The sequence below is a fragment of the Mesorhizobium sp. B2-5-3 genome (assembly GCF_006441005.1).
Classification (GTDB): domain Bacteria; phylum Pseudomonadota; class Alphaproteobacteria; order Rhizobiales; family Rhizobiaceae; genus Mesorhizobium.
On record NZ_VFUS01000004.1, the window covers coordinates 156599 to 174644 of the forward strand.

Annotated in this window: 19 protein-coding genes and 1 pseudogene; 15 read left to right on the forward strand and 5 right to left on the reverse strand. The window is 63.1% G+C overall.

Annotation, left to right across the window (positions count from 1 at the left end; translation table 11 throughout):
- The first annotated feature begins 56 nt into the window (after positions 1–56).
- The 8 genes and pseudogenes from FJ867_RS11055 (at position 57) to FJ867_RS11090 (ending at position 6425) form a co-directional block, all read left to right on the forward strand.
- Complete coding sequence (locus tag FJ867_RS11055; protein ID WP_140495332.1) at positions 57–1067, forward strand: DUF4424 domain-containing protein; 1011 nt, start codon at positions 57–59, stop codon at positions 1065–1067.
- A complete protein-coding gene (locus FJ867_RS11060; protein WP_140495334.1) occupies positions 1067–1585 on the forward strand; it encodes a dihydrofolate reductase in 519 nt (172 codons plus the stop codon). Before FJ867_RS11055 ends, FJ867_RS11060 begins: the two co-directional genes overlap by 1 nt.
- Positions 1586–1751: 166 nt before the next feature.
- On the forward strand, positions 1752–2873 hold the full coding sequence (gene hflK / locus FJ867_RS11065) for an FtsH protease activity modulator HflK (RefSeq protein ID WP_140495337.1): 1122 nt from the start codon (positions 1752–1754) through the stop codon (positions 2871–2873).
- Positions 2873–3841, forward strand: coding sequence for a protease modulator HflC (locus FJ867_RS11070; protein WP_140817378.1), 969 nt, complete (start codon positions 2873–2875; stop codon positions 3839–3841). Before hflK ends, FJ867_RS11070 begins: the two co-directional genes overlap by 1 nt.
- Before the next feature lie 6 nt (positions 3842–3847).
- A pseudogene (locus tag FJ867_RS11075) lies at positions 3848–4035 on the forward strand (DUF2065 domain-containing protein).
- A 137-nt stretch (positions 4036–4172) separates the two neighbouring features.
- Positions 4173–5687, forward strand: a complete 1515-nt coding sequence (locus FJ867_RS11080; protein WP_140495341.1) for a DegQ family serine endoprotease — start codon at positions 4173–4175, stop codon at positions 5685–5687.
- 55 nt (positions 5688–5742) lie between these two features.
- Positions 5743–6168, forward strand: a complete 426-nt coding sequence (locus tag FJ867_RS11085) for a putative toxin-antitoxin system toxin component, PIN family (protein ID WP_140817380.1) — start codon at positions 5743–5745, stop codon at positions 6166–6168.
- On the forward strand, positions 6165–6425 hold the full coding sequence (locus FJ867_RS11090) for a toxin-antitoxin system HicB family antitoxin (protein WP_140495345.1): 261 nt from the start codon (positions 6165–6167) through the stop codon (positions 6423–6425). The genes FJ867_RS11085 and FJ867_RS11090 overlap by 4 nt, the downstream gene beginning before the upstream one ends.
- Here the strand turns inward: FJ867_RS11090 and FJ867_RS11095 are convergent, their stop codons facing one another.
- Complete coding sequence (locus FJ867_RS11095; protein ID WP_140495347.1) at positions 6426–6989, reverse strand: GNAT family N-acetyltransferase; 564 nt, start codon at positions 6987–6989, stop codon at positions 6426–6428.
- A complete protein-coding gene (gene serB / locus FJ867_RS11100; RefSeq protein ID WP_140495349.1) occupies positions 6986–7873 on the reverse strand; it encodes a phosphoserine phosphatase SerB in 888 nt (295 codons plus the stop codon). Before serB ends, FJ867_RS11095 begins: the two co-directional genes overlap by 4 nt.
- Between serB and miaA the strand changes: the two genes are divergently transcribed.
- Positions 7863–8828: a tRNA (adenosine(37)-N6)-dimethylallyltransferase MiaA gene (gene miaA / locus FJ867_RS11105; RefSeq protein ID WP_140495863.1), complete on the forward strand. Its 966-nt coding sequence runs from the start codon at positions 7863–7865 to the stop codon at positions 8826–8828. The two genes, serB and miaA, sit on opposite strands and share 11 nt — an antisense overlap.
- Positions 8829–8934: 106 nt before the next feature.
- Positions 8935–9726 carry a GGDEF domain-containing protein gene (locus FJ867_RS11110; RefSeq protein ID WP_140495351.1) on the forward strand — a complete coding sequence of 264 codons (792 nt, stop codon included), beginning with the start codon at positions 8935–8937 and terminating at the stop codon, positions 9724–9726.
- A 221-nt stretch (positions 9727–9947) separates the two neighbouring features.
- Here the strand turns inward: FJ867_RS11110 and FJ867_RS11115 are convergent, their stop codons facing one another.
- Entirely contained in the window at positions 9948–11780 is a 1833-nt protein-coding gene (locus FJ867_RS11115; protein ID WP_140495864.1) for an ATP-binding protein, read from the reverse strand.
- A gap of 154 nt (positions 11781–11934) precedes the next feature.
- On the opposite strand from FJ867_RS11115, the gene FJ867_RS11120 reads away from it, so the two are divergent.
- The 3 genes from FJ867_RS11120 to FJ867_RS11130 are packed head-to-tail and all read left to right on the forward strand — an operon-like array spanning position 11935 to position 13382.
- A complete protein-coding gene (locus tag FJ867_RS11120; RefSeq protein WP_140495353.1) occupies positions 11935–12498 on the forward strand; it encodes an XRE family transcriptional regulator in 564 nt (187 codons plus the stop codon).
- A 4-nt stretch (positions 12499–12502) separates the two neighbouring features.
- Positions 12503–12811: a hypothetical protein gene (locus tag FJ867_RS11125; RefSeq protein ID WP_140495355.1), complete on the forward strand. Its 309-nt coding sequence runs from the start codon at positions 12503–12505 to the stop codon at positions 12809–12811.
- A gap of 49 nt (positions 12812–12860) precedes the next feature.
- Positions 12861–13382, forward strand: a complete 522-nt coding sequence (locus FJ867_RS11130; protein WP_140495357.1) for a GNAT family N-acetyltransferase — start codon at positions 12861–12863, stop codon at positions 13380–13382.
- Between the two features lie 3 nt (positions 13383–13385).
- On the opposite strand, the gene FJ867_RS11135 is transcribed toward FJ867_RS11130, so the two are convergent.
- Positions 13386–14273, reverse strand: coding sequence for a LysR family transcriptional regulator (locus tag FJ867_RS11135; protein WP_140495358.1), 888 nt, complete (start codon positions 14271–14273; stop codon positions 13386–13388).
- Between the two features lie 118 nt (positions 14274–14391).
- Here FJ867_RS11135 and FJ867_RS11140 point away from each other — a divergent pair, with 118 nt between their 5' ends.
- Entirely contained in the window at positions 14392–15543 is a 1152-nt protein-coding gene (locus FJ867_RS11140) for a gamma-butyrobetaine dioxygenase (RefSeq protein ID WP_140817381.1), read from the forward strand.
- Positions 15540–16130 carry an HD domain-containing protein gene (locus FJ867_RS11145; protein ID WP_140495362.1) on the forward strand — a complete coding sequence of 197 codons (591 nt, stop codon included), beginning with the start codon at positions 15540–15542 and terminating at the stop codon, positions 16128–16130. The genes FJ867_RS11140 and FJ867_RS11145 overlap by 4 nt, the downstream gene beginning before the upstream one ends.
- Positions 16131–16203: 73 nt before the next feature.
- Here FJ867_RS11145 and FJ867_RS11150 read toward each other — a convergent pair whose 3' ends face one another.
- On the reverse strand, positions 16204–18006 hold the full coding sequence (locus tag FJ867_RS11150) for an NAD(P)/FAD-dependent oxidoreductase (protein WP_140817383.1): 1803 nt from the start codon (positions 18004–18006) through the stop codon (positions 16204–16206).
- Positions 18007–18046: the final 40 nt, after the last annotated feature.

Here is an 18046-nt window from a genome sequence, read left to right on the forward strand (position 1 = left end):
GAAACGCCACGTTGAAACCGCTAGGGTCATCGCGACATTCTCGCCGAGGGGCTTTCATGTTGCGATATGTTCTGACGGCGGTGCTGGCCTTGTCGGCCGCACCCGCGTTCGCCAATGATTCCGTTGCCGAACTCGGCACCGGCGGCCTGGTGCTGTCGCGCAGCGATGCCGTGGCGATGCAGAGCGAGGACCTCTTCATCTCGCCGGAAAAGGTGACCGTGGATTACGTCTTCCACAACAACACCGATAAGGACGTCGACGCGATCGTCGCCTTCCCAATGCCCGACATCTCCGGCGATCCCGAGGAGATGCCGGCGATCCCCGAAAACCAGAGCGACAATTTCCTTGGCTTCGAGGTGACGATCGACGGCGTGGCGGCAAAGCCTGAGCTCGAGCAGAAGGCGTTCGCGCTCGGCATCGACATCGGTGCCGACCTGAAGGCGCAGAACGTGCCTTTCAACCCATTCGGCGAAGCGGCAAAGGCGGCGCTCGGGAAGCTGCCGCAAACGGTGGCGGACGACTGGGTCACCCGCGGCATCATCATCGAGGACACTGTCGATGACAGCCCTGGCGCGAAACCCAATTATGCACCGTTCTGGCAATTGCGCTCGACCTATTGGTGGCGCTCGACCTTTCCGGCCAACAAGGACGTCCACGTTTCCCACCGCTACAAACCGAGCGTCGGCGGCACCTCGTCGGTCAGCTTCTTCTACGACGGCAAGTTCCAGGGACAGTACGCCGCCTACAAGTCCCGCTACTGCATGGACGACACCTTCGAGAACGCAGTGCGCAAGGCTGCCAAGAACGATCCCGACGGCTATCCAAAATATTACGAGAGCCGCATCGCCTACATCCTGACCACCGGCGGCAACTGGGCGGCCGGCAGCATCGGCAAGTTCAAGCTGACCGTCGACAAGGGCAATCCCAAAGCCCTGGTCTCGTTCTGCGGCGACAATGTCAGGAAGGTCGGGCCGACGAGTTTCGAGATGACGGCTGAGGACTTCTATCCAGAGCGCGACATCGACATCCTTATCCTCGATCCATCCGACAATGGGAACGGCAACTGATGCACGTGGCAATCTATGTCGCCATCGCCGAGAACGGCGTCATCGGGCGGGACGGGGGGCTGCCCTGGCGGCTTTCCACCGATCTCAAGCGCTTCAAGGCAGACACGATGGGCAAGCCTATCATCATGGGCCGCAGGACCTATGAAGGCATCGGCCGGCCGCTGCCGGGCAGGCTGAACATCGTTGTTACCCGTGACAAGACCTGGCGCGCCGACGGCGTCGAGGTGGCGCATACGCTTGAGAACGCGATCCAGCTGGCTGATGTGCGGGGGCGCTGCATGAGCGGGGTGGACGAGGTCTGCGTGATCGGCGGCGGCGAAATCTATGCGCAGGCGCTACCGCTCGCTGACCGGCTGCATGTCACCCATGTGCTGGCCGCTGTCGACGGCGACGCGCATTTCCCGCCGATCGATCCGAAACGCTGGCGCGAAGTCAGTTCGCAGGAGATCCCGGTCGGCGAAAAGGACAGCCACGCGACGCGCTATACGGTTTACGAGCGACGCCGCGAGAGCCATTGAAAGAAAAAAGGCGTTTAAAGACGACAAAGGGTCGCGACCGGCCCAAAACCGATGATGCCGGCAGAGCATCGCGTTGAAAGCATGCCGTGGCGTCCCTATAGAAGAACAAGACTGGATTTGCGCCGAAATTCCGGCGCTTGAGGGAATTCCAAGCGAAAGGACATTCATGCCCTGGAACGACAAAGGTGGCGGTGGCGGCGGCCCATGGGGCGGCGGCGGCAACAATCAGGGACCCTGGGGGCAGGGACCGAAGGGGCCAAGCGGACCGCAAGGCTCGCCTCCCGACCTCGAGGACATCATCCGCCGTGGCCAGGACAGGCTGCGGCGTGCGTTGCCCGGCGGTGGCGGCGCCAGTCCGGCCATATTCGGGCTGATCGGCGCGGCGCTGGTCGTGCTATGGGCGTTCCAGGCAGTCTACACCGTGCAGCCCGATGAGGTCGCGGTCGAGCTGCGCTTCGGCAAGCCGAAGGCCGAGCTGTCGCAGCCCGGCCTGCATTTCCACTGGTGGCCGCTCGAAACCGTCGAAACGGCCAAGATTTCCGAGCAGCTCGTCGACATTGGCGGTGGCGCGTCCAGCGGCAACACGTCGGGGCTGATGCTTTCGGGCGACCAGAACATCGTCAACGTGCAGTTCTCGGTCGCCTATCAGGTCTCCGATCCCCGCGCCTATCTGTTCGACGTCTCCGACCCGGATGGCATGCTGCGGCAGGTCGCCGAGAGCGCGATGCGCGAGGCCGTCGGCCGCAGGCCGGCGCAGGACATCTTCCGTGACGACCGCCAGGGCATAGCGGCTTCGGTGCGTGAGATCATCCAGACCACGCTCGACGGCTACAAGGCCGGGCTTCAGGTCAACGCCATCTCGATCGAGGACGCGGCGCCGCCCCGTGAGGTCGCCGACGCCTTCGACGAGGTGCAGCGCGCCGAGCAGGACGAGGATAAGTTCGTCGAGCAGGCCAACCAGTACTCCAACCAGAAGCTCGGCCAGGCACGCGGCGAGGCCGCACAGGTCCGCGAAGACGCGGCCGCCTACAAGAACCGGGTGGTGCAGGAGGCCGAAGGTGAGGCCCAGCGCTTCATCTCCGTCTATGACGAATATGCGAAGGCGCCCGACGTGACGCGCAAGCGGCTTTACCTGGAAACGATGGAGAAGGTGCTGAAGGACTCCGGCAAGGTGATCGTCGAGCAAGGCAACGGGCAGGGGGTCGTCCCCTATCTGCCGCTGCCGGCATTGCAGCAGAAAGCGCCGGCTCCGGCCCCGCTTGGCGCGACGACGGGAGGTAACCAGTGATGGCCAACCGTCTCCCCGTCATCGTCGTCATCGCGGCGGTCATCCTGTTCCTGCTCTATTCGTCAGTCTTCGTGGTCAATGCGCGCCAGCAGGCGCTGGTGCTGAGGTTCGGCGAGATCGTCGACGTCAAGACCGAGCCCGGCATCTACTTCAAGGCGCCGTTCTCGTTCTTCGACGCCGACACGGTGCAGTTGATCGAGAATCGGGTGCTGCGCTTCGACCTCGACAACATCCGCGTCCAGGTCTCGGGCGGCAAGTTCTATGAGGTCGATGCCTTCATCGCCTACCGCATCTCGGATCCGCGTGTCTTCCGTGCCGCCGTATCCGGCCAGATCGAGCTCGCCGAAGCGCGGCTGAGGACGCGTCTCGACGCTGCCTTGCGCCGCGTCTACGGTCTGCGCGACTTCGAGGCCGCCCTTTCGGAGGAGCGCGCTGTGATGATGCGCGAAGTGCGCGATCAGCTACGGCCCGACGCCACCTCGCTCGGCCTGCAGATCGAGGATGTCCGCATCCGCCGCACCGACCTCACCGCCGAAGTCTCGCAGCAGACCTTCGATCGCATGAAGGCGGAACGTCTGGCTGAGGCCGAAAGGCTGAGGGCGCGCGGCAATGAGGCGGCGCAGCGCATCAAGGCCCGCGCCGACCGTGAGGTGGTCGAGATCATCGCGGAAGCGCAGAAGGAGTCCGAAATCCTGCGCGGCGAGGGCGAGGCGCAGCGCAGCGCCACCTTTGCCGAGGCTTATCAGCGCGATCCGGCGTTCTTCGATTTCTACCGGTCGATGAAAGCCTATGGCACGGCGCTGGACAACACCGGCACGACAATGGTGCTGTCGCCGAATTCGGAGTTCTTCCGTTTCTTCCGCGACCCTGACGGCAAGGAGGCGCCGGCAAGGCCGGCGGCTCCGCAGCCGGCACCACCTGCCGCCCCGGCGACGGCACCCGCGGCTTCGCCCAGCACCGGCCAATAGCGGCCGGTGCAGGATTTCTTCGCGGCAATAGGCCTGGTCCTCGTCATTGAGGGCCTGGTCTATGGCGGCTTTCCCGGTTTCGCCAGGAAACTGGCGGGCGAGGTGCTGTCATTGCCGGACAATGCATTGCGGATTGCCGGGCTGGTGCGATTGGCGCCGGCGTCGGTATCGTCTGGCTGATCCGCGGCGGCTAGGGGGTGTGCAAAAACGCGGGATTTACACTCTGCCAATAGCCATAGCCGCAAACGTGCCCTATTTCTTGCCATCATGGCGCGACACGGCGTTTCCGTCGAAGCGCTTTTCTCTTTCAGAAGTGCCGGGAGGCTTCTCGATGACATCCAACACCCTTTTGCGCGCGGCTCGACGCACGTTCGTCGCTGGCGCGGCAGCGCTTCTTCTGGGCACCGTGGCCGTTCCGGCCTTCGTGACGCCGACAATGGCCGCCGACGGGCCTGCTTCGGTGGCCGACCTGGCGCAAGGCCTGCTCGGCGCGGTGGTCAACATCTCGACGTCGCAGACGGTGAAGGGCACGGAAGGTCCGGGCGCGGTGCCGATGCCGCAGCTTCCCGAAGGCTCGCCGTTCCAGGATTTCTTCGACGATTTCTTCAAGAACCGCGGCGGCGACAAGGACAATGGCTCGCAGAAAGTGCAGTCGCTCGGCTCCGGTTTCGTCATCGACGCCGAGCAGGGCATCGTCGTCACCAACAACCATGTCATCGCCGATGCCGACGATATCGAGGTCAATTTCTCCGATGGAGTCACGCTGAAGGCGACGCTGGTCGGCACCGACACCAAGACCGATGTCGCGGTGCTCAAGGTCGATCCGAAGGGCCACAAGCTGACGGCGGTGAAGTTCGGCGATTCCACCAAGATGCGCGTCGGCGACTGGGTGATGGCGATCGGCAATCCGTTCGGCCTCGGCGGCACGGTCACGGTCGGCATCGTCTCGGCGCGTAACCGCGACATCAATTCAGGCCCCTATGACGATTTCATCCAGACCGATGCCGCGATCAACCGCGGCAATTCGGGCGGGCCGCTGTTCAACAGCGCCGGCGAGGTCATCGGCATCAACACGGCGATCATTTCGCCGTCCGGCGGCTCGATCGGCATCGGCTTCTCCATCCCCTCGCAGCTCGCATCGGGCGTTGTCGAGCAACTGCGCCAATATGGCGAAACGCGGCGCGGCTGGCTTGGCGTGCGCATCCAGCCGGTGACCGACGACATTGCCGAGAGCCTCGGCATGGCGACCGCCAAGGGTGCGCTGGTCGCCGGCGTCATCAAGGGTGGACCGGTCGACAACGGCACCATCCAGGCCGGCGACGTGATCATCAAGTTCGACGGTAAGGACATCCACGAAATGCGCGACCTGCCGCGTGTGGTCGCGGAGAGCCCGGTCGGCAAGGCGGTCGACGTGCTGATCGTGCGCAAGGGTGTCGAGCAAACGGTGAAGGTAACACTTGGCCGGCTCGAGGACAGCGAGAAGCTCGCCAGCGGCGAAAACGGCAACACCGACCAGGACAAAGGCGACAAGGCGCCGGCGGTTTCGACGGCCTCGGTGCTCGGCATGACCGTCGGCGAATTGAACGACGATACGCGCAAGAAGTTCAGCATCGCCGCCGATGTTTCGGGCGTCGTCATCACCGATGTCGCCAAGGACTCGGCCGCGGCTGAACGCGGCATCCAGCCGGGCGAGGTGATCACCGAAATTGCACAGGAATCGGTTGCCACGCCCAAGGATGTGATGGACCGGATCGGCGCGCTGAAGGAGCAGGGACGCAAGAACGCACTGTTGATGCTGGCGTCCAAGACCGGTGAGCTGAGGTTTGTGACGATCCGGATGGACTGAGGATCGCTAACGATGGTCATATTGTAACATCCCATGGGATGTACTATTTTGACTTGTGAGGCGGATCGTACTGGACACAAACGTTTTGACGGCAGGCTTGCGAAGCAGGAATGGCGCGTCTTTCGCCATCCTGCAGCTGATTGCGGATCAGCAAATTCGCCCATTAGTGACGACAGCGCTGTTTCTTGAATATGAAACCGTGCTGGCCAGACCCGAGCAGGTGGCGGCTCACGGGTTGTCCGCGCCGGATCTGGGCCGTTTGCTGGCCGGCTTTGCATTGCTGGCTGAGCCGGTCGAGCTGCACTTTCTCTGGCGGCCGCAATTGAACGATCCGAAGGATGAGATGGTGCTTGAAGCAGCGATCAACGGCCGGGCCGATGCGTTGGTGACTCACAATCGCCGGGACTTCCTAGCTGCGGCAGGCCGTTTTGATGTACTGCTTGTGAGCCCGGCCGAGTTCTTGGAAGGACTTCGTACATGAGCAAAGCGACTTATCCGCTGAAACTGCCACAGTCGGTTAAGGAAGCAGCCGCGCGCCTCGCGAAGGCCGATGGCGTGTCGCTCAATCAATGGATTGCGTCGGCTGTGGCGCAAAAGGTCGGGGCAATGGAAGCGGCAGCTGACTTCCTGCGTCGTCGTGCCGGCGACGCGTCACCGGGCGATTTCGCGAAAATGCTGGGGCGGGTCGCAGACAGATCGCCACAGTCCGGCGACGAATTTCCACCTGACAGGCATTGATCAGCGACGATTCTTCCGCCAATCCGCGCTCGTCAGCCTGTAGAACACATGCCTCTTCAGCTCCGGGTGGCTGTCGGGAATGCCGGGGTGGTCGAAGTTGGCCGAGGGATCGGCGGTCATGCCGAGGCGCTTCATGACGGCAGTGGAGCGGCGGTTGTTCTCGACCGCGAAGGAGACGATCTCGCCAAGGCCGAGTTTTTCGAAGCCGTAGGCCAGCCATGCCTCGGCAGCTTCCGTGACATAACCCTTGCTCCAGAATTCGGGCGCCAGCCGCCAGCCGACCTCAACGGTGCCGGCGGGAAGGAACGGCAGATGGTCGGTCCCGGTGATACCGACAAAGCCGATGCATTGACCTGATGCGGCGACCTCGGCGGCGGCAAAGCCATAGCCGTCCCGATCGATGATGGCCCGCAGTTCGTCCATCTTGGCGTCTGCTGCGGCGCGGCCGCGACGGAAGGGGAAGAACTCCATCACGCGTTCATCGGAATTGATGCGATGGAACAGCTCCCGGTCGCGATCCTCCCAGTTGCGCAGGATCAGGCGCTCGGTGCGCATTGGTTTCATTGGACGAACTCTTCCTGCCCGTAGCCTTGCAGATAGAGCAATGCGGTCAGGTCGCCATGGTCGATGCGAACCTTTGCCTGTGCAGCCACCATCGGTTTGGCATGCAGCGCAACACCGGTGCCGGCAAGGCGGATCATGTCGAGATCGTTGGCCCCGTCGCCGACAGCAATGGCATCGGCCGGGGTGAGGCCGAGACGCGCCGTGATCTCGATCAGCGCCTCGGCCTTGGCGGCGCGGCCGAGGATCGGCTCGCCGACCAACCCGGCAAAGAGGCCATCCTGTTCGAGCAGGCGGTTGGCGCGGTTTTCATGGAAGCCGAGCATGGCGGCGATGCGTGAGGTGAAGACCTCGAAGCCGCCCGAGACTAGCGCGGTCCAGGCGCCGTTGGCCCGCATCGTCTGCACCAGCGCGCGACCGCCGGAGGCCAATGTCAACCGGTTGGCAACGATCAGATCGACCACGGCCGCATCGAGCCCCTTGAGCAACGCCACGCGCTCGCGCAGGGCGGGCTCGAAGGCGACCTCGCCATTCATCGATCGTGCGGTGATCGCCGCGATGTGCTCCTTGACGCCGATCTCGTCGGCTAGCTCGTCGATGCATTCCTGGTCGATCATGGTCGAATCCATGTCGGCGATGAGGATCTTCTTGCGGCGCGTTGCCGACTGCTGGACGATCACGTCGATCGGCTCGGCGGCCAGCGCCGCGCGCAGATTGGCGGCCGCCTCGTCGGCTTGTGCATTCGCTGGCAGTGCGAGATCGCAGGCAATGTCTTCGGCCATCCAGCGAACAGTGCTTGCGCCCACCGACCGTGAGGCCATATTCGCAAGCGATGGCGACAAGGCACGATCGGCGGGATGGGAAACAAGCGTGGCGATAAGCGGCATCGATAATTCCGGTGCGGATGCGGGCGAAGGCCGCGTGAAGAATGCGATCCTGATAGCCGGGCCGACCGCCAGCGGCAAGTCGGCGCTGGCGCTCGACCTGGCCGAACGTATAGGCGGCGTGATCGTCAACACCGATTCCATGCAAGCCTATTCGGTTCTCGACGTGTTGACTGCCCGGCCGGAGGCGGCGGACCTCGCTCGGGCACCGCATTATCTCTATGGGCATGTCCATCCCGGCACCGCCTACTCGACCGGGGCGTGGCTGCGCGACGTGACGAGGCTGATCGAAGACGGCGCGCTCTCGCGGCGACCGATCTTCGTCGGCGGCACCGGCCTTTACTTTCGCGCCTTGGCCGAGGGCATTTCGGAAATGCCCGACATTCCGCGGCAGGTACGCGACCGTTGGCGCTACGAGTTGAAGGAGCAAGGCGCCGTCAAACTGCATGGCATCCTGATGCGCGAGGATTCCAGAGCAGCCATGCAGTTGAAGCCCACGGACAGCCAGCGCATCGTGCGGGCGCTCGAAGTGCTCGACGCATCCGGCCGCTCGATCCTGGACTGGCAGGCCGCGCGGGGCCGGCCGCTCATCGACAGACAGACGGCCCGCTTCTTCGTCATCGAGCCGGACCGGGCCGCGCTGGTCGGACGCATCGAAAGGCGTTTCGACCAGATGCTGGCCAAGGGCGCACTGGACGAAGTCAGGCAACTCGCATCGCTTCGTCTCGATCCGCAATTGCCGGCGATGAAGGCGATCGGCGTTCGCGAACTGCAAGCGGCGATGGCCGGACAATCGGGTTTTCCCGAGGCGATTGAGCGCGCCAAGATCGCAACCAGGCAATATGCCAAGCGGCAGACGACCTGGTTTCGGCACCAGCTAGGACCGGAATGGCAAAGATTGCATCCTGGTGACGATATCGAAACCACGATCCAAACGCTTGTTGCTAATGCAACCTAGAAAGCCTTTCCTTCACGGAAAGGTTCTCGTTGTGGTTGTCCAAATTAACCCTCCGTAAGGCCCGCCATGCCATAAGGTCGATGGGCATTTTTCCATCGGGGAGCAGATGCGTTTCCACAAGGCGGAATCGGCGTTTTTCGTCTTTATCTTCGTGATCCTGGCCGCCGGCCTGGTGACGCTGCATGCCTATGGACTGCTGCAATCCTTTGCCACCGAACTGCACACGGCCTCCGGCCTGGACAAGGTCATCTACCTCAACAAGCTGCTTTTCGCGACGGGCGTGCTGCTCGCGACCGCGCTGTTCTTCGGCATCTTCTTCATCTACCCGCTGATCCGCAGGCAGGCGACGGAGGAAGGCAAGCTGCGGGCCATGACCGTGTCACTGAGCGCCCGCTCCGAGACGTTCGAACATGCGGCGCTGACAGATAGCCTGACCGGCATGCAGAACCGGCGCTATTTCGACGACGCGCTGAAGGAATATCTCGAGGAGTTCAAGCGCATCGAGAAACCCGTCGGGCTGATGATCCTCGACCTTGATCATTTCAAGCAGGTCAACGATACACATGGCCACGACGTTGGCGACGAGGTACTCAAGGCCGTCGCCAGCTGTCTCAAGGACATGACGCGCTACCATGACGTGGTGGCGCGATTGGGTGGCGAGGAATTCGCCGTGGTCACGCCCAACATGGAGGCGGAATTGTTGTCGAAATTCGCCGAGCGTATCCGCAAGGCGATCGCCAACATGTCGGTTCTTTCGGGCAATGTCCGGCTCAAGATCACCACCAGCGTCGGCCTTGCCGTCTGGGACCGCAAGGAGACGGCGGAAGAATTCTATCGCCGCGCCGACCGCCAGCTCTACGAGGCCAAGAGGCAAGGCCGCAACCGCGTCTGCGCCTGAAATCCCGAAGAAGAATTCACGAGGCCGGTTGCCTGACGCGGCTTTTTCGACTTCCGGTGCTCACGGACTGAATGTCCGCTCCGCTCCGGCTTCTCGAAACCACGCCATTCAATCCGGCCTGATGAATTCCCTTTCGGGATTTGACCAAGCTGGTTCGATGATGTGAAGCCCTTGGAAGCTTGTGTGCGGCTTCCCGGCCGGTCGTCAGAGAGCTTGCAGGCTCAATCGTTCTGGGGGCGCATGCCGAAGGTGGCGGGCTTTAGGCCGTAGCGCATGTCGAAATCATCGTCCGATTGCACGCGTGCGGCCGGCGGCTTGCGGTAGTCGGGATCGCCGGCCTGGCGGCCAGAATCGACCACTTCGGCAAAGGCCATCGCCTGCTGCTGCGGCTTTGGAACGTTGCGAAGCCGTTCCACGATCGTCACCAGATCGACATCGTCGCCGGTTTTCGACGACATGGCTTGTTCGCGCTTGGCCGTGCCGGGGATCAGTTCAGCCGGCAGTCTCTCGAACTTCAGCCGCATCGTCGTGGCCACGCCTTCGCCGAAGGCGATCGCTTCGCGCTGGCCCATGGACGACAGGAAAGCAAGCGTGGAGGCGGACGAGTCGGCGATGGCCGAGCGGATGATCGCCTGGTCGTGCTCATTGGCGAGCCGCATGGCGAAGAAGGTCGAGCACTGCGACAGGATGGTCGGGTCGAGTTCGCCCGGGCGCTGTGTGACGACGCCGAGATAGCAGCCATACTTGCGGCCTTCCTTGGCAATGCGCGACAGCGCGTGCCTTGTCGGCGCGAAGCCGAGGCGCGCATCGGCCGGCATGTAGCGATGCGCTTCTTCGCACAGCAATAGGAGCTGCAGCTTGCCCTCGCTCCACAGTGCAAGGTCGAACGCCAGGCGCGCCAGCACCGAACAGACGGAATTGACCACTTCGGACGGCATGCCGGCCATTTCGAAACAGGTCACAGGGCGGCCGTTATGCGGCACGCGGAAGATGTTGCCGATCGTCTCGTGGATGGTGTCCTCGATCAGGCGCGAGTTGAACATGAAACGGTAGCGCGGATCGGCTGCCGCCGATTCGATGCGCGTCTTCAGCGATTTGAGCGTCGGGCGCTCGTTCTTGCTTTCGAGCATGCCCATGCGCTCGTCAATCTGCTTGAGCAGATCGGCAATGCGGTAGGGCACTGGCGTATCGGCGGTCAGCGCATCGCTGCCGCGCCTGAGATAGGCACCGGAATTGGGGTTGCGATAGAGGTTTTTGGCGAGCGGAATGAGGTCGCGCAGCGCATCGATCTCGTCGGGCACGGTCTCGCGGCCGCGAAATAGAACCTCGGCGAATTCCTCGAGCCGGAACATCCAGAACGGAAGGTCGAGCGTCTTGGAATCGACCTTGACGCAATATTCGGGCAGCGACGCGGCGAATTCATTGTGCGGATCGAGGATCAGGATGCGCAGATCCGGCCGCGCCGCGATCGATTTGCGCAGCAGCAGCGAGACGGCGGTGGACTTGCCGACGCCGGTGGTGCCGACAATGGCAAAGTGGCGCGCCAGCGTGTCGTCGATGGCGATGTTGGCGGCGATCGCCTCGTCCTGCGACAGCGAGCCGATGGTGATCGAATGACGCCCGGCCAGATCGTAGACGGCCTGCAGGTCACGGCTGCGGATGCGGTGCGCGATGGCGCCTATATGGGGATAGGTGGTGATGCCGCGGTCGAAGATCGGCTTGGAGCCGGGTTCGGCGCCGTCGCGCACTTCGCCGATCAGCTCGATGCTGACCTCGATGGCGTTCTGGCCTTCGCTGTTCCAGGCGCGATCCGACTTGCCGATCGCATAGACCAGGCCGACGGTGCGTGTCGTGCCGAGATTGACCGAGATCATCTTGCCGACCGTCCACAGGCCGGTCACCGCGCCGTCGACGTCGTCCGCAAAGGCGCTGATGGTGGCGCGGGCGCCGTCGCATTGCACGACATTGCCCAGGATGCGCCTGTCGTTCTGTTCGGCGTTGCGGCGCTCCTGCGATGTCGGTTCTCCGACCGAGGCTTCGCGTTCGACATACATGGACAGGCCAATCCCCATTTTCCCTCACGTCGAAGCCTACAGGAACGGGGTTAAGGTCGAGTGTGGCCGGATGGTGTAGGGAGGATTAAGAAGCCGGCGAAAATTGTCGCGACAAGGCTCTTTTCCAGTTATCAGTTTTCGCTATAATAGACGAATGGATGATATAGCGAACGACATCTCCTCGACAATCGGCAGGCGGATACACGCCGAGAGGACGATACGGGACTGGTCCCTGGCCGAACTCGCCGAGCGCTCCGGCGTCTCCAAAGCCATGCTGAGCACGATCGAGCGTGGCATGACCAGCCCGACGGCAGCGCTCCTGGTGCGGATCGCCGCCGCCTTCGGCATGACGCTGTCGACCCTTATCGCACGCGCGGAATTGCAGGGTGGCGGCTTGCTGCGGGCGAGCGACCAGCCCGTCTGGCGCGATCCCGATACCGGCTATGTCAGGCGGCATCTTTCGCCGGCCGGCGACATGCCGCTCGAACTGATCAGGGTTCATCTGCCGGCGGGCGCCAAGGTCAGTTTGCCCGCGGCGTCCTACGCCTTCATCAAACAGCAGATATGGCTGATCTCCGGACGGCTGGAATTCATCGAGGGCGATCTGGTGCACAGGCTCGAGCCCGGCGACTGTCTGGCGCTCGGCGCGCCGTCGGACTGCACCTTCCATGCGCTCGAGGCGGGCGCCGACTATCTCGTCGCGCTGGTCAGGGCCTGACATCATGCCGAGACGTCCAAAGCGCTCCCACAATGGGGGACCGCCGCTCGACGACTACAAGGGGCCGCCATGGGGCAAGGGCGATCCTTATATTTTCCTGGCCTGGCAGGCCGCGCATGCCAAGGCGTTGAAAGCACCGAGCCGCGACGTCATGCTGATGCGCGTGGACAAGGCGGAACGGCTGGGACTTACCTATGAGGAATACACGCTCGAACTCCTCGAACGCGGACGCCACCTTCAGGAAGAGGACACCGAACGCATCGCCGCGATCAAGGCGGCGCGCAAGGGAAAGCGATTCAGCGCTTTCGATTGACGCCAGTTCGACCGTATCGATCCTTCCATCTCAGCCAAGCAGAACGAGCATGCATTCCATCGAGATCAGAATGTTGACGCAGGACGCGCGGACACAGGCGTTGCTTGGCGATCTTCTGGTCGAAACGGTTGCCGCGGGCGGGTCGGTGAGCTTCATGCATCCGCTGGCGCCGGAAACCGCCCGCAGGTTCTGGGACACGTCGCTGACGGCGGCCGCAAGAGGTGAGCGGGTGGTGCTTGGCGCGTGGGAGGCAGACACGCTGGTCGGCACGGTCACGCTGCTGCTCGACTGTCCGCCCAACCAGCCGCACCGGGCCGAGATCGCCAAGCTGATGACGCGCCTCGATCGTCGAGGCAAAGGCGTGGCGACCCGCCTGATGCAAGCGGCCGAGGCCCTTGCGGTGGAGAGGGGCCGCACGCTTCTGGTTCTGGATACGGCGACCGAAGAGGGGGCGTCCGGGCTCTATGAGAGGCTGGGCTTCACGCTGACCGGGGAAATACCGGACTATGCATTGAAGCCCCATGGCGGGCTGACCGGCACGCTCATCTACTGGAAGCGCATCGGCCGGTGAACGTCATGTCGGAGATGGCTCGCCGAGGCGCGACAGCAGCCATTGGCGGAAATCCTGCTCGGCACCGGTCAGTCGCGCGATCGGTGCCTTGGTCAGAAAATGCCCCGATGTGCTCGGGAGCTCGAAATCGGAAAGCCTGGCCAGGGCCTTGCTTTCGAGTGCCGCGTCAATCAGCGGCCGCGAGCCCAGAAGCACGCCCGCGCCGGCTCGCGCAGCCTCCATCGCAGCCACGAAGCTGTCGAAGCGATGCGAGCGCCTGGGGTGACCGGCCAATCCCGCCGCGGCGAACCATTCCGCCCACATCTCGCGCGCACCAGCGACCAGGAGCAGCGGCAGGGATATCCAGTCGGCGGCACCGGCCAAGGCCGGGGCGGCCACCGGCACAAGCCGCTCGGCGGTCAGCCTGTCGGCTATGCGTCCGGGAAAGGATCCGTTGCCGAAACGGATGTCCAGCGCTGAACCCGGCAGGTCATAGTCGGTCGGGCGATGGATCGTCACCAGGTGGAGGTGGATGCGCGGCAGCGCCTTGGCAAGGTCGGGCAGCTTCGGAACGAGCACCAGCAAAGAGAAGGAGATCGGCGCCCGCAAGGTAACGGTCTCGACGGCGCGGGGCTCGAACAGTTCCGCCGTGCTGCTGCCGATGGTGGCGAAGGCTGATTGGATGTGGGGCAAGTAGGCGGCACCCTCCGGCAACAGTGCGACGCCCCGCGCCAGCCGTGAGAACAGACGCGTCTTCAGCCGCTCCTCAAGCAACCGGATATGCTGACTGACGGCCGCCTGGGTCAGGCCGAGCTCGGCGGCCGCCGCCGTAAAATTCGAAAGCCGCGCCGCTGCCTCGAAGCTGCGCAGCCAGTCGAGTGGGGGCAAGGTGGGGATGGTTCTCGCAGGCATTATGGTTTTGCAGCCATTGACCGAAAAATGATAATTTCAATTATACCTTTCGCTCGGTCAACATGCAATCGAGGCCCCGCTGAGCGGACTGCGGGGCGCAACGGACAGGAACATCTCCATGTTGACCGATGCGCTGATAGGCGACGCAGGAAGAATGATCGAGCTGGGCTGGAAGGACGGGACACGCTGCCGATTCCACGCCCTGTGGCTTCGCGACAACGCACTCGACGACAAGACACGCAGCGCCGGCAACGGCCAGCGACTGATCACCATCCTCGATGTTCCAGCCGAGACGCGGATCGGTGCCGCTTCGATCAAGGGCAATGCCGTGGAGATCAGATTCGTGCCCGAGAAGAAGACGGTCAGCTTTCCCGAGGCGTGGCTTCGAGCCAATGCCTATGATCGCGCCGAGGCCCGTCAGTCCGGATGGACCGCCGACGCGGTGCAGCGCTGGACAAGGGCCACGATGCAGAATTCGGTGCCGCGCGCCGGTTATCCGAAGGCAAGCCGCAGCCGCAGTGTGCTGCGGGAATGGCTCTTGGCGGTGAGGGCCTACGGTTTTGCAGTGATGGACGGACTGCCGGCCGAATCCGGCGCTCTGTGCAAGGTCTCCGACCTGTTCGGCTACATTAGGGAGACCAATTACGGGCGCTGGTTCGAAGTGCGCGCCGAGGTCAATCCGAACAATCTGGCCTACACCAATCTCGGCCTCCAGGCGCACACCGACAATCCTTATCGCGACCCGGTGCCGACGCTGCAGATCCTGTCCTGTATCGAGAACACGGTGGAGGGTGGTGAGTCCAGCGTGGTCGACGGGTTCGCCGTGGCGGCCGCCTTGCAGGCCGAGAATCCCGAAGGCTTCCGACTCCTGAGTTCGCATCCTGCCCGTTTCGAATATGCCGGATCGTCCGGCGTGCGGCTGCAGGCGAAGCGGCCTATGATCGAACTCGGGCCGGACGGCGAACTGATCTGCATCCGCTTCAACAACCGCTCGCTGGCGCCGACCATCGACGTGCCTTTCGCCGAGATGGATGCCTACTACGCCGCCTATCGCCGCTTTGCGGAGTTGATCGAGGATCCGGCTTTCGAAGTAACGTTCAAGCTTGAGCCGGGGCAGGCCTTCATCGTCGACAACACCCGCGTCATGCATGCGCGCAAGGCGTTTTCGGGAACCGGCAAACGCTGGCTGCAGGGCTGTTATGCCGACAAGGACGGCCTGCTGTCGACGTTGGCGGCGATCGAGCACGGTTTCAAGGAGGCGGCGGAATGAACGCACATGATCTGAACGCCGGCAACATCGTCGAATTCATCGCCGATATCTTCGAGCGCCGGGGAGCCGAATCCTATCTCGGCGAGCCGGTGACGATGTCCGAGCATATGCTGCAGGGCGCCTGGCTCGCAGAGCAGGATGGTGCGCCGGAAGAACTGGTGGCAGCAGCCCTGCTGCACGATATCGGCCACTACACCAGCGAGTTCGGTACCTATTCGCCCGATGACGTCGAGGACAAGCACCATGACGAGGCCGGCGGCGAGGTGCTGGCGCCGTTCTTCCCGCCGGTCATCGTCGAATGCGTCAGGCTGCATGTCTCGGCCAAGCGCTATCTCTGCGCCACCGACCCGACCTATTTCGACAAGCTGTCGCCGGCTTCGGTTCATACGCTGTCGTTGCAGGGCGGGCCGATGAGCCCGGACGAGGTGGCCGGGTTCCGCAAGAACCCGTTTCACGAAGAGGCGGTGCGCGTCCGCATCTGGGACGAGGGCGGCAAGGTCGCCGACATGAGGACGCGCACGTTTCGCGACTATGTGCCGTTGCTAGAACGCGTGGTGGCGCGGTTCGCGGCCGACCAGGCGGCGTAGCCGATCGCACCGATCAGGAAAGGGAGGCGCGGTCCAAAACCGCGCCTCCCTCGGTTTTTCGCCACGATCTGGCTTATCCCTTGTGGTGAACCTGCTGCAGCCCATAGACGGGCGTCGCAATGCCTTCCTGCCTGGCCTTCAACTGCAGCGACAGGAACTGCGAATAATGGCGCGACTGGTGCAGGTTACCGCCATGGAACCAGAGCGCCTCCTGCTGCGTCGGCTTCCACATGTTGCGCTGCTCACCTTCCCATGGGCCGGGATCCTTGGTGGTGTTCGAGCCGAGTCCCCAGCATTTGCCGACCTTGTCGGCAACCTCCTTTGAGATCAGCTCCGCCGCCCAGCCATTCATCGAGCCGTATCCGGTGGCGTAGACGATGACGTCCGCCGGCAGTTCGGTGCCATCGCTGAGCAGGATGGAATGTTCTTTGATCTCGGCCACATCGACGCCGCTCTTGAGCTTGATGGCGCCATCGATGATCAGCTGCGAAGCGCCGATATCGATGTAGTAGCCGGAGCCACGCCTGAGATATTTCATGAACAGGCCGGAGCCGTCGTCGCCCCAGTCGAGCATGAACCCCGCCTTTTCCAGGCCCTTGTAGAACGCCGCGTCGCGCTCCTTCATCTTCTCATAAAGCGGAATCTGGAACTCGTGCAGGATCTTGTAGGGCAGGGAGGCGAAGATGAGGTCGGCCTTGGCGGTGGTCATACCGTTCTGCACCGCCTGCTCCGAGTAGAGCGCGCCAAGCCCGATATCCATCAGCGTGTCGGATCTGACGATGTGGGTGGTCGATCGCTGCACCATGGTGACGTCGACGCCGGCTTCCCACAGTGCTGCGCAAATGTCGTGCGCGGAATTGTTCGAGCCGATGACGACAACCTTCTTGCCGGCATATTGGTCGGGGCCGGGGTGCTTGGAGGAGTGGTGCTGATCGCCCTTGAAATTCTCCATGCCCTTGAACTTCGGCAGATTGGGACGGCCGGACATGCCGGTGGCCAACACCAGCTGCTTCGGCTTCAGCGTGATGTCCTTGCCGTCGCGGTGGACGACAACTGTCCATTCCTTCTTCTCCTCGTCGTAGGAAGCGCTCTTGGCCTCGGTTGAGGACCAGTAATTCAGCTCCATCACCTTGGTGTACATTTCCAGCCAGTCGCCGATCTTGTCCTTGGGCGAGAAAACCAGCCAGTTCCGGGGAAAATCGATGTAGGGCAAATGGTCATACCAGACCGGATCGTGCAGGCAGAGCGACTTGTAGCGCTTGCGCCAGCTGTCGCCGGCACGTTCATTCTTCTCGATGATGATCGTCGGCACGCCGAGCTGCCGGAGCCGTGCGCCAAGCGCGATGCCGCCCTGGCCGCCGCCGATGATGACCGTATAGGGCTGCGTCTTGAAGCCAAGCTCGGCCGCTTCCTTCTCGCGCTCTTCCTTCCAGGTCGGGCGGTTCCTGCCGGAGCCGTGCTTGGCGCCCATGGGCCGGGCGAAGCCGGCCGGCTCTTCATAGCCTTTCAGCTCGACCATTGTGGTCAGCAGCGTCCAGATCTTGCCGTCCTTCAACCTGATATGGCCGAAGCCGCGCGCCACATTCGTCTCGAAGCTGATCCAGCCGTCGATCACCCCGTTCGCCTCGGTCGCGTCCTCGCCCCTGGCGATGGCGAAATGTGATGGCTTCGTCTTCGATAGCTGGCTTTCCAGCATGTCACGCACCTGATCGCGGCCTTCCATGGTCTTGATATTCCAGGTGAAGGTGACGAGGTCGCGCCAATAACAATCTTCCTGGAAGCATTCGACCGCCTTGTCGACGTCGCCGGCGGCAAGGGCCGCGCCAAATCGTTCGAGAAGGTCGGAAAGCTTCCTGTTCGGGGCCTTGTCGAGCATCAGTTTCCTCCGCGTTTTTGTTGATCGGCCTCGTTGCGAG

Bases quoted from the DNA above. Each gene is read 5' to 3' on its own strand.
- FJ867_RS11055 (WP_140495332.1), top strand. From the start codon at position 57: ATGTTGCGATATGTTCTGACGGCGGTGCTGGCCTTGTCGGCCGCACCC.
- FJ867_RS11060 (WP_140495334.1), top strand. From the start codon at position 1,067: ATGCACGTGGCAATCTATGTCGCCATCGCCGAGAACGGCGTCATCGGG.
- hflK (WP_140495337.1), top strand. From the start codon at position 1,752: ATGCCCTGGAACGACAAAGGTGGCGGTGGCGGCGGCCCATGGGGCGGC.
- FJ867_RS11070 (WP_140817378.1), top strand. From the start codon at position 2,873: ATGGCCAACCGTCTCCCCGTCATCGTCGTCATCGCGGCGGTCATCCTG.
- FJ867_RS11080 (WP_140495341.1), top strand. From the start codon at position 4,173: ATGACATCCAACACCCTTTTGCGCGCGGCTCGACGCACGTTCGTCGCT.
- FJ867_RS11090 (WP_140495345.1), top strand. From the start codon at position 6,165: ATGAGCAAAGCGACTTATCCGCTGAAACTGCCACAGTCGGTTAAGGAA.
- FJ867_RS11095 (WP_140495347.1), bottom strand. From the start codon at position 6,989: ATGAAACCAATGCGCACCGAGCGCCTGATCCTGCGCAACTGGGAGGAT.
- serB (WP_140495349.1), bottom strand. From the start codon at position 7,873: ATGCCGCTTATCGCCACGCTTGTTTCCCATCCCGCCGATCGTGCCTTG.
- FJ867_RS11110 (WP_140495351.1), top strand. From the start codon at position 8,935: ATGCGTTTCCACAAGGCGGAATCGGCGTTTTTCGTCTTTATCTTCGTG.
- FJ867_RS11115 (WP_140495864.1), bottom strand. From the start codon at position 11,780: ATGTATGTCGAACGCGAAGCCTCGGTCGGAGAACCGACATCGCAGGAG.
- FJ867_RS11120 (WP_140495353.1), top strand. From the start codon at position 11,935: ATGGATGATATAGCGAACGACATCTCCTCGACAATCGGCAGGCGGATA.
- FJ867_RS11125 (WP_140495355.1), top strand. From the start codon at position 12,503: ATGCCGAGACGTCCAAAGCGCTCCCACAATGGGGGACCGCCGCTCGAC.
- FJ867_RS11130 (WP_140495357.1), top strand. From the start codon at position 12,861: ATGCATTCCATCGAGATCAGAATGTTGACGCAGGACGCGCGGACACAG.
- FJ867_RS11135 (WP_140495358.1), bottom strand. From the start codon at position 14,273: ATGCCTGCGAGAACCATCCCCACCTTGCCCCCACTCGACTGGCTGCGC.
- FJ867_RS11140 (WP_140817381.1), top strand. From the start codon at position 14,392: ATGTTGACCGATGCGCTGATAGGCGACGCAGGAAGAATGATCGAGCTG.
- FJ867_RS11145 (WP_140495362.1), top strand. From the start codon at position 15,540: ATGAACGCACATGATCTGAACGCCGGCAACATCGTCGAATTCATCGCC.
- FJ867_RS11150 (WP_140817383.1), bottom strand. From the start codon at position 18,006: ATGCTCGACAAGGCCCCGAACAGGAAGCTTTCCGACCTTCTCGAACGA.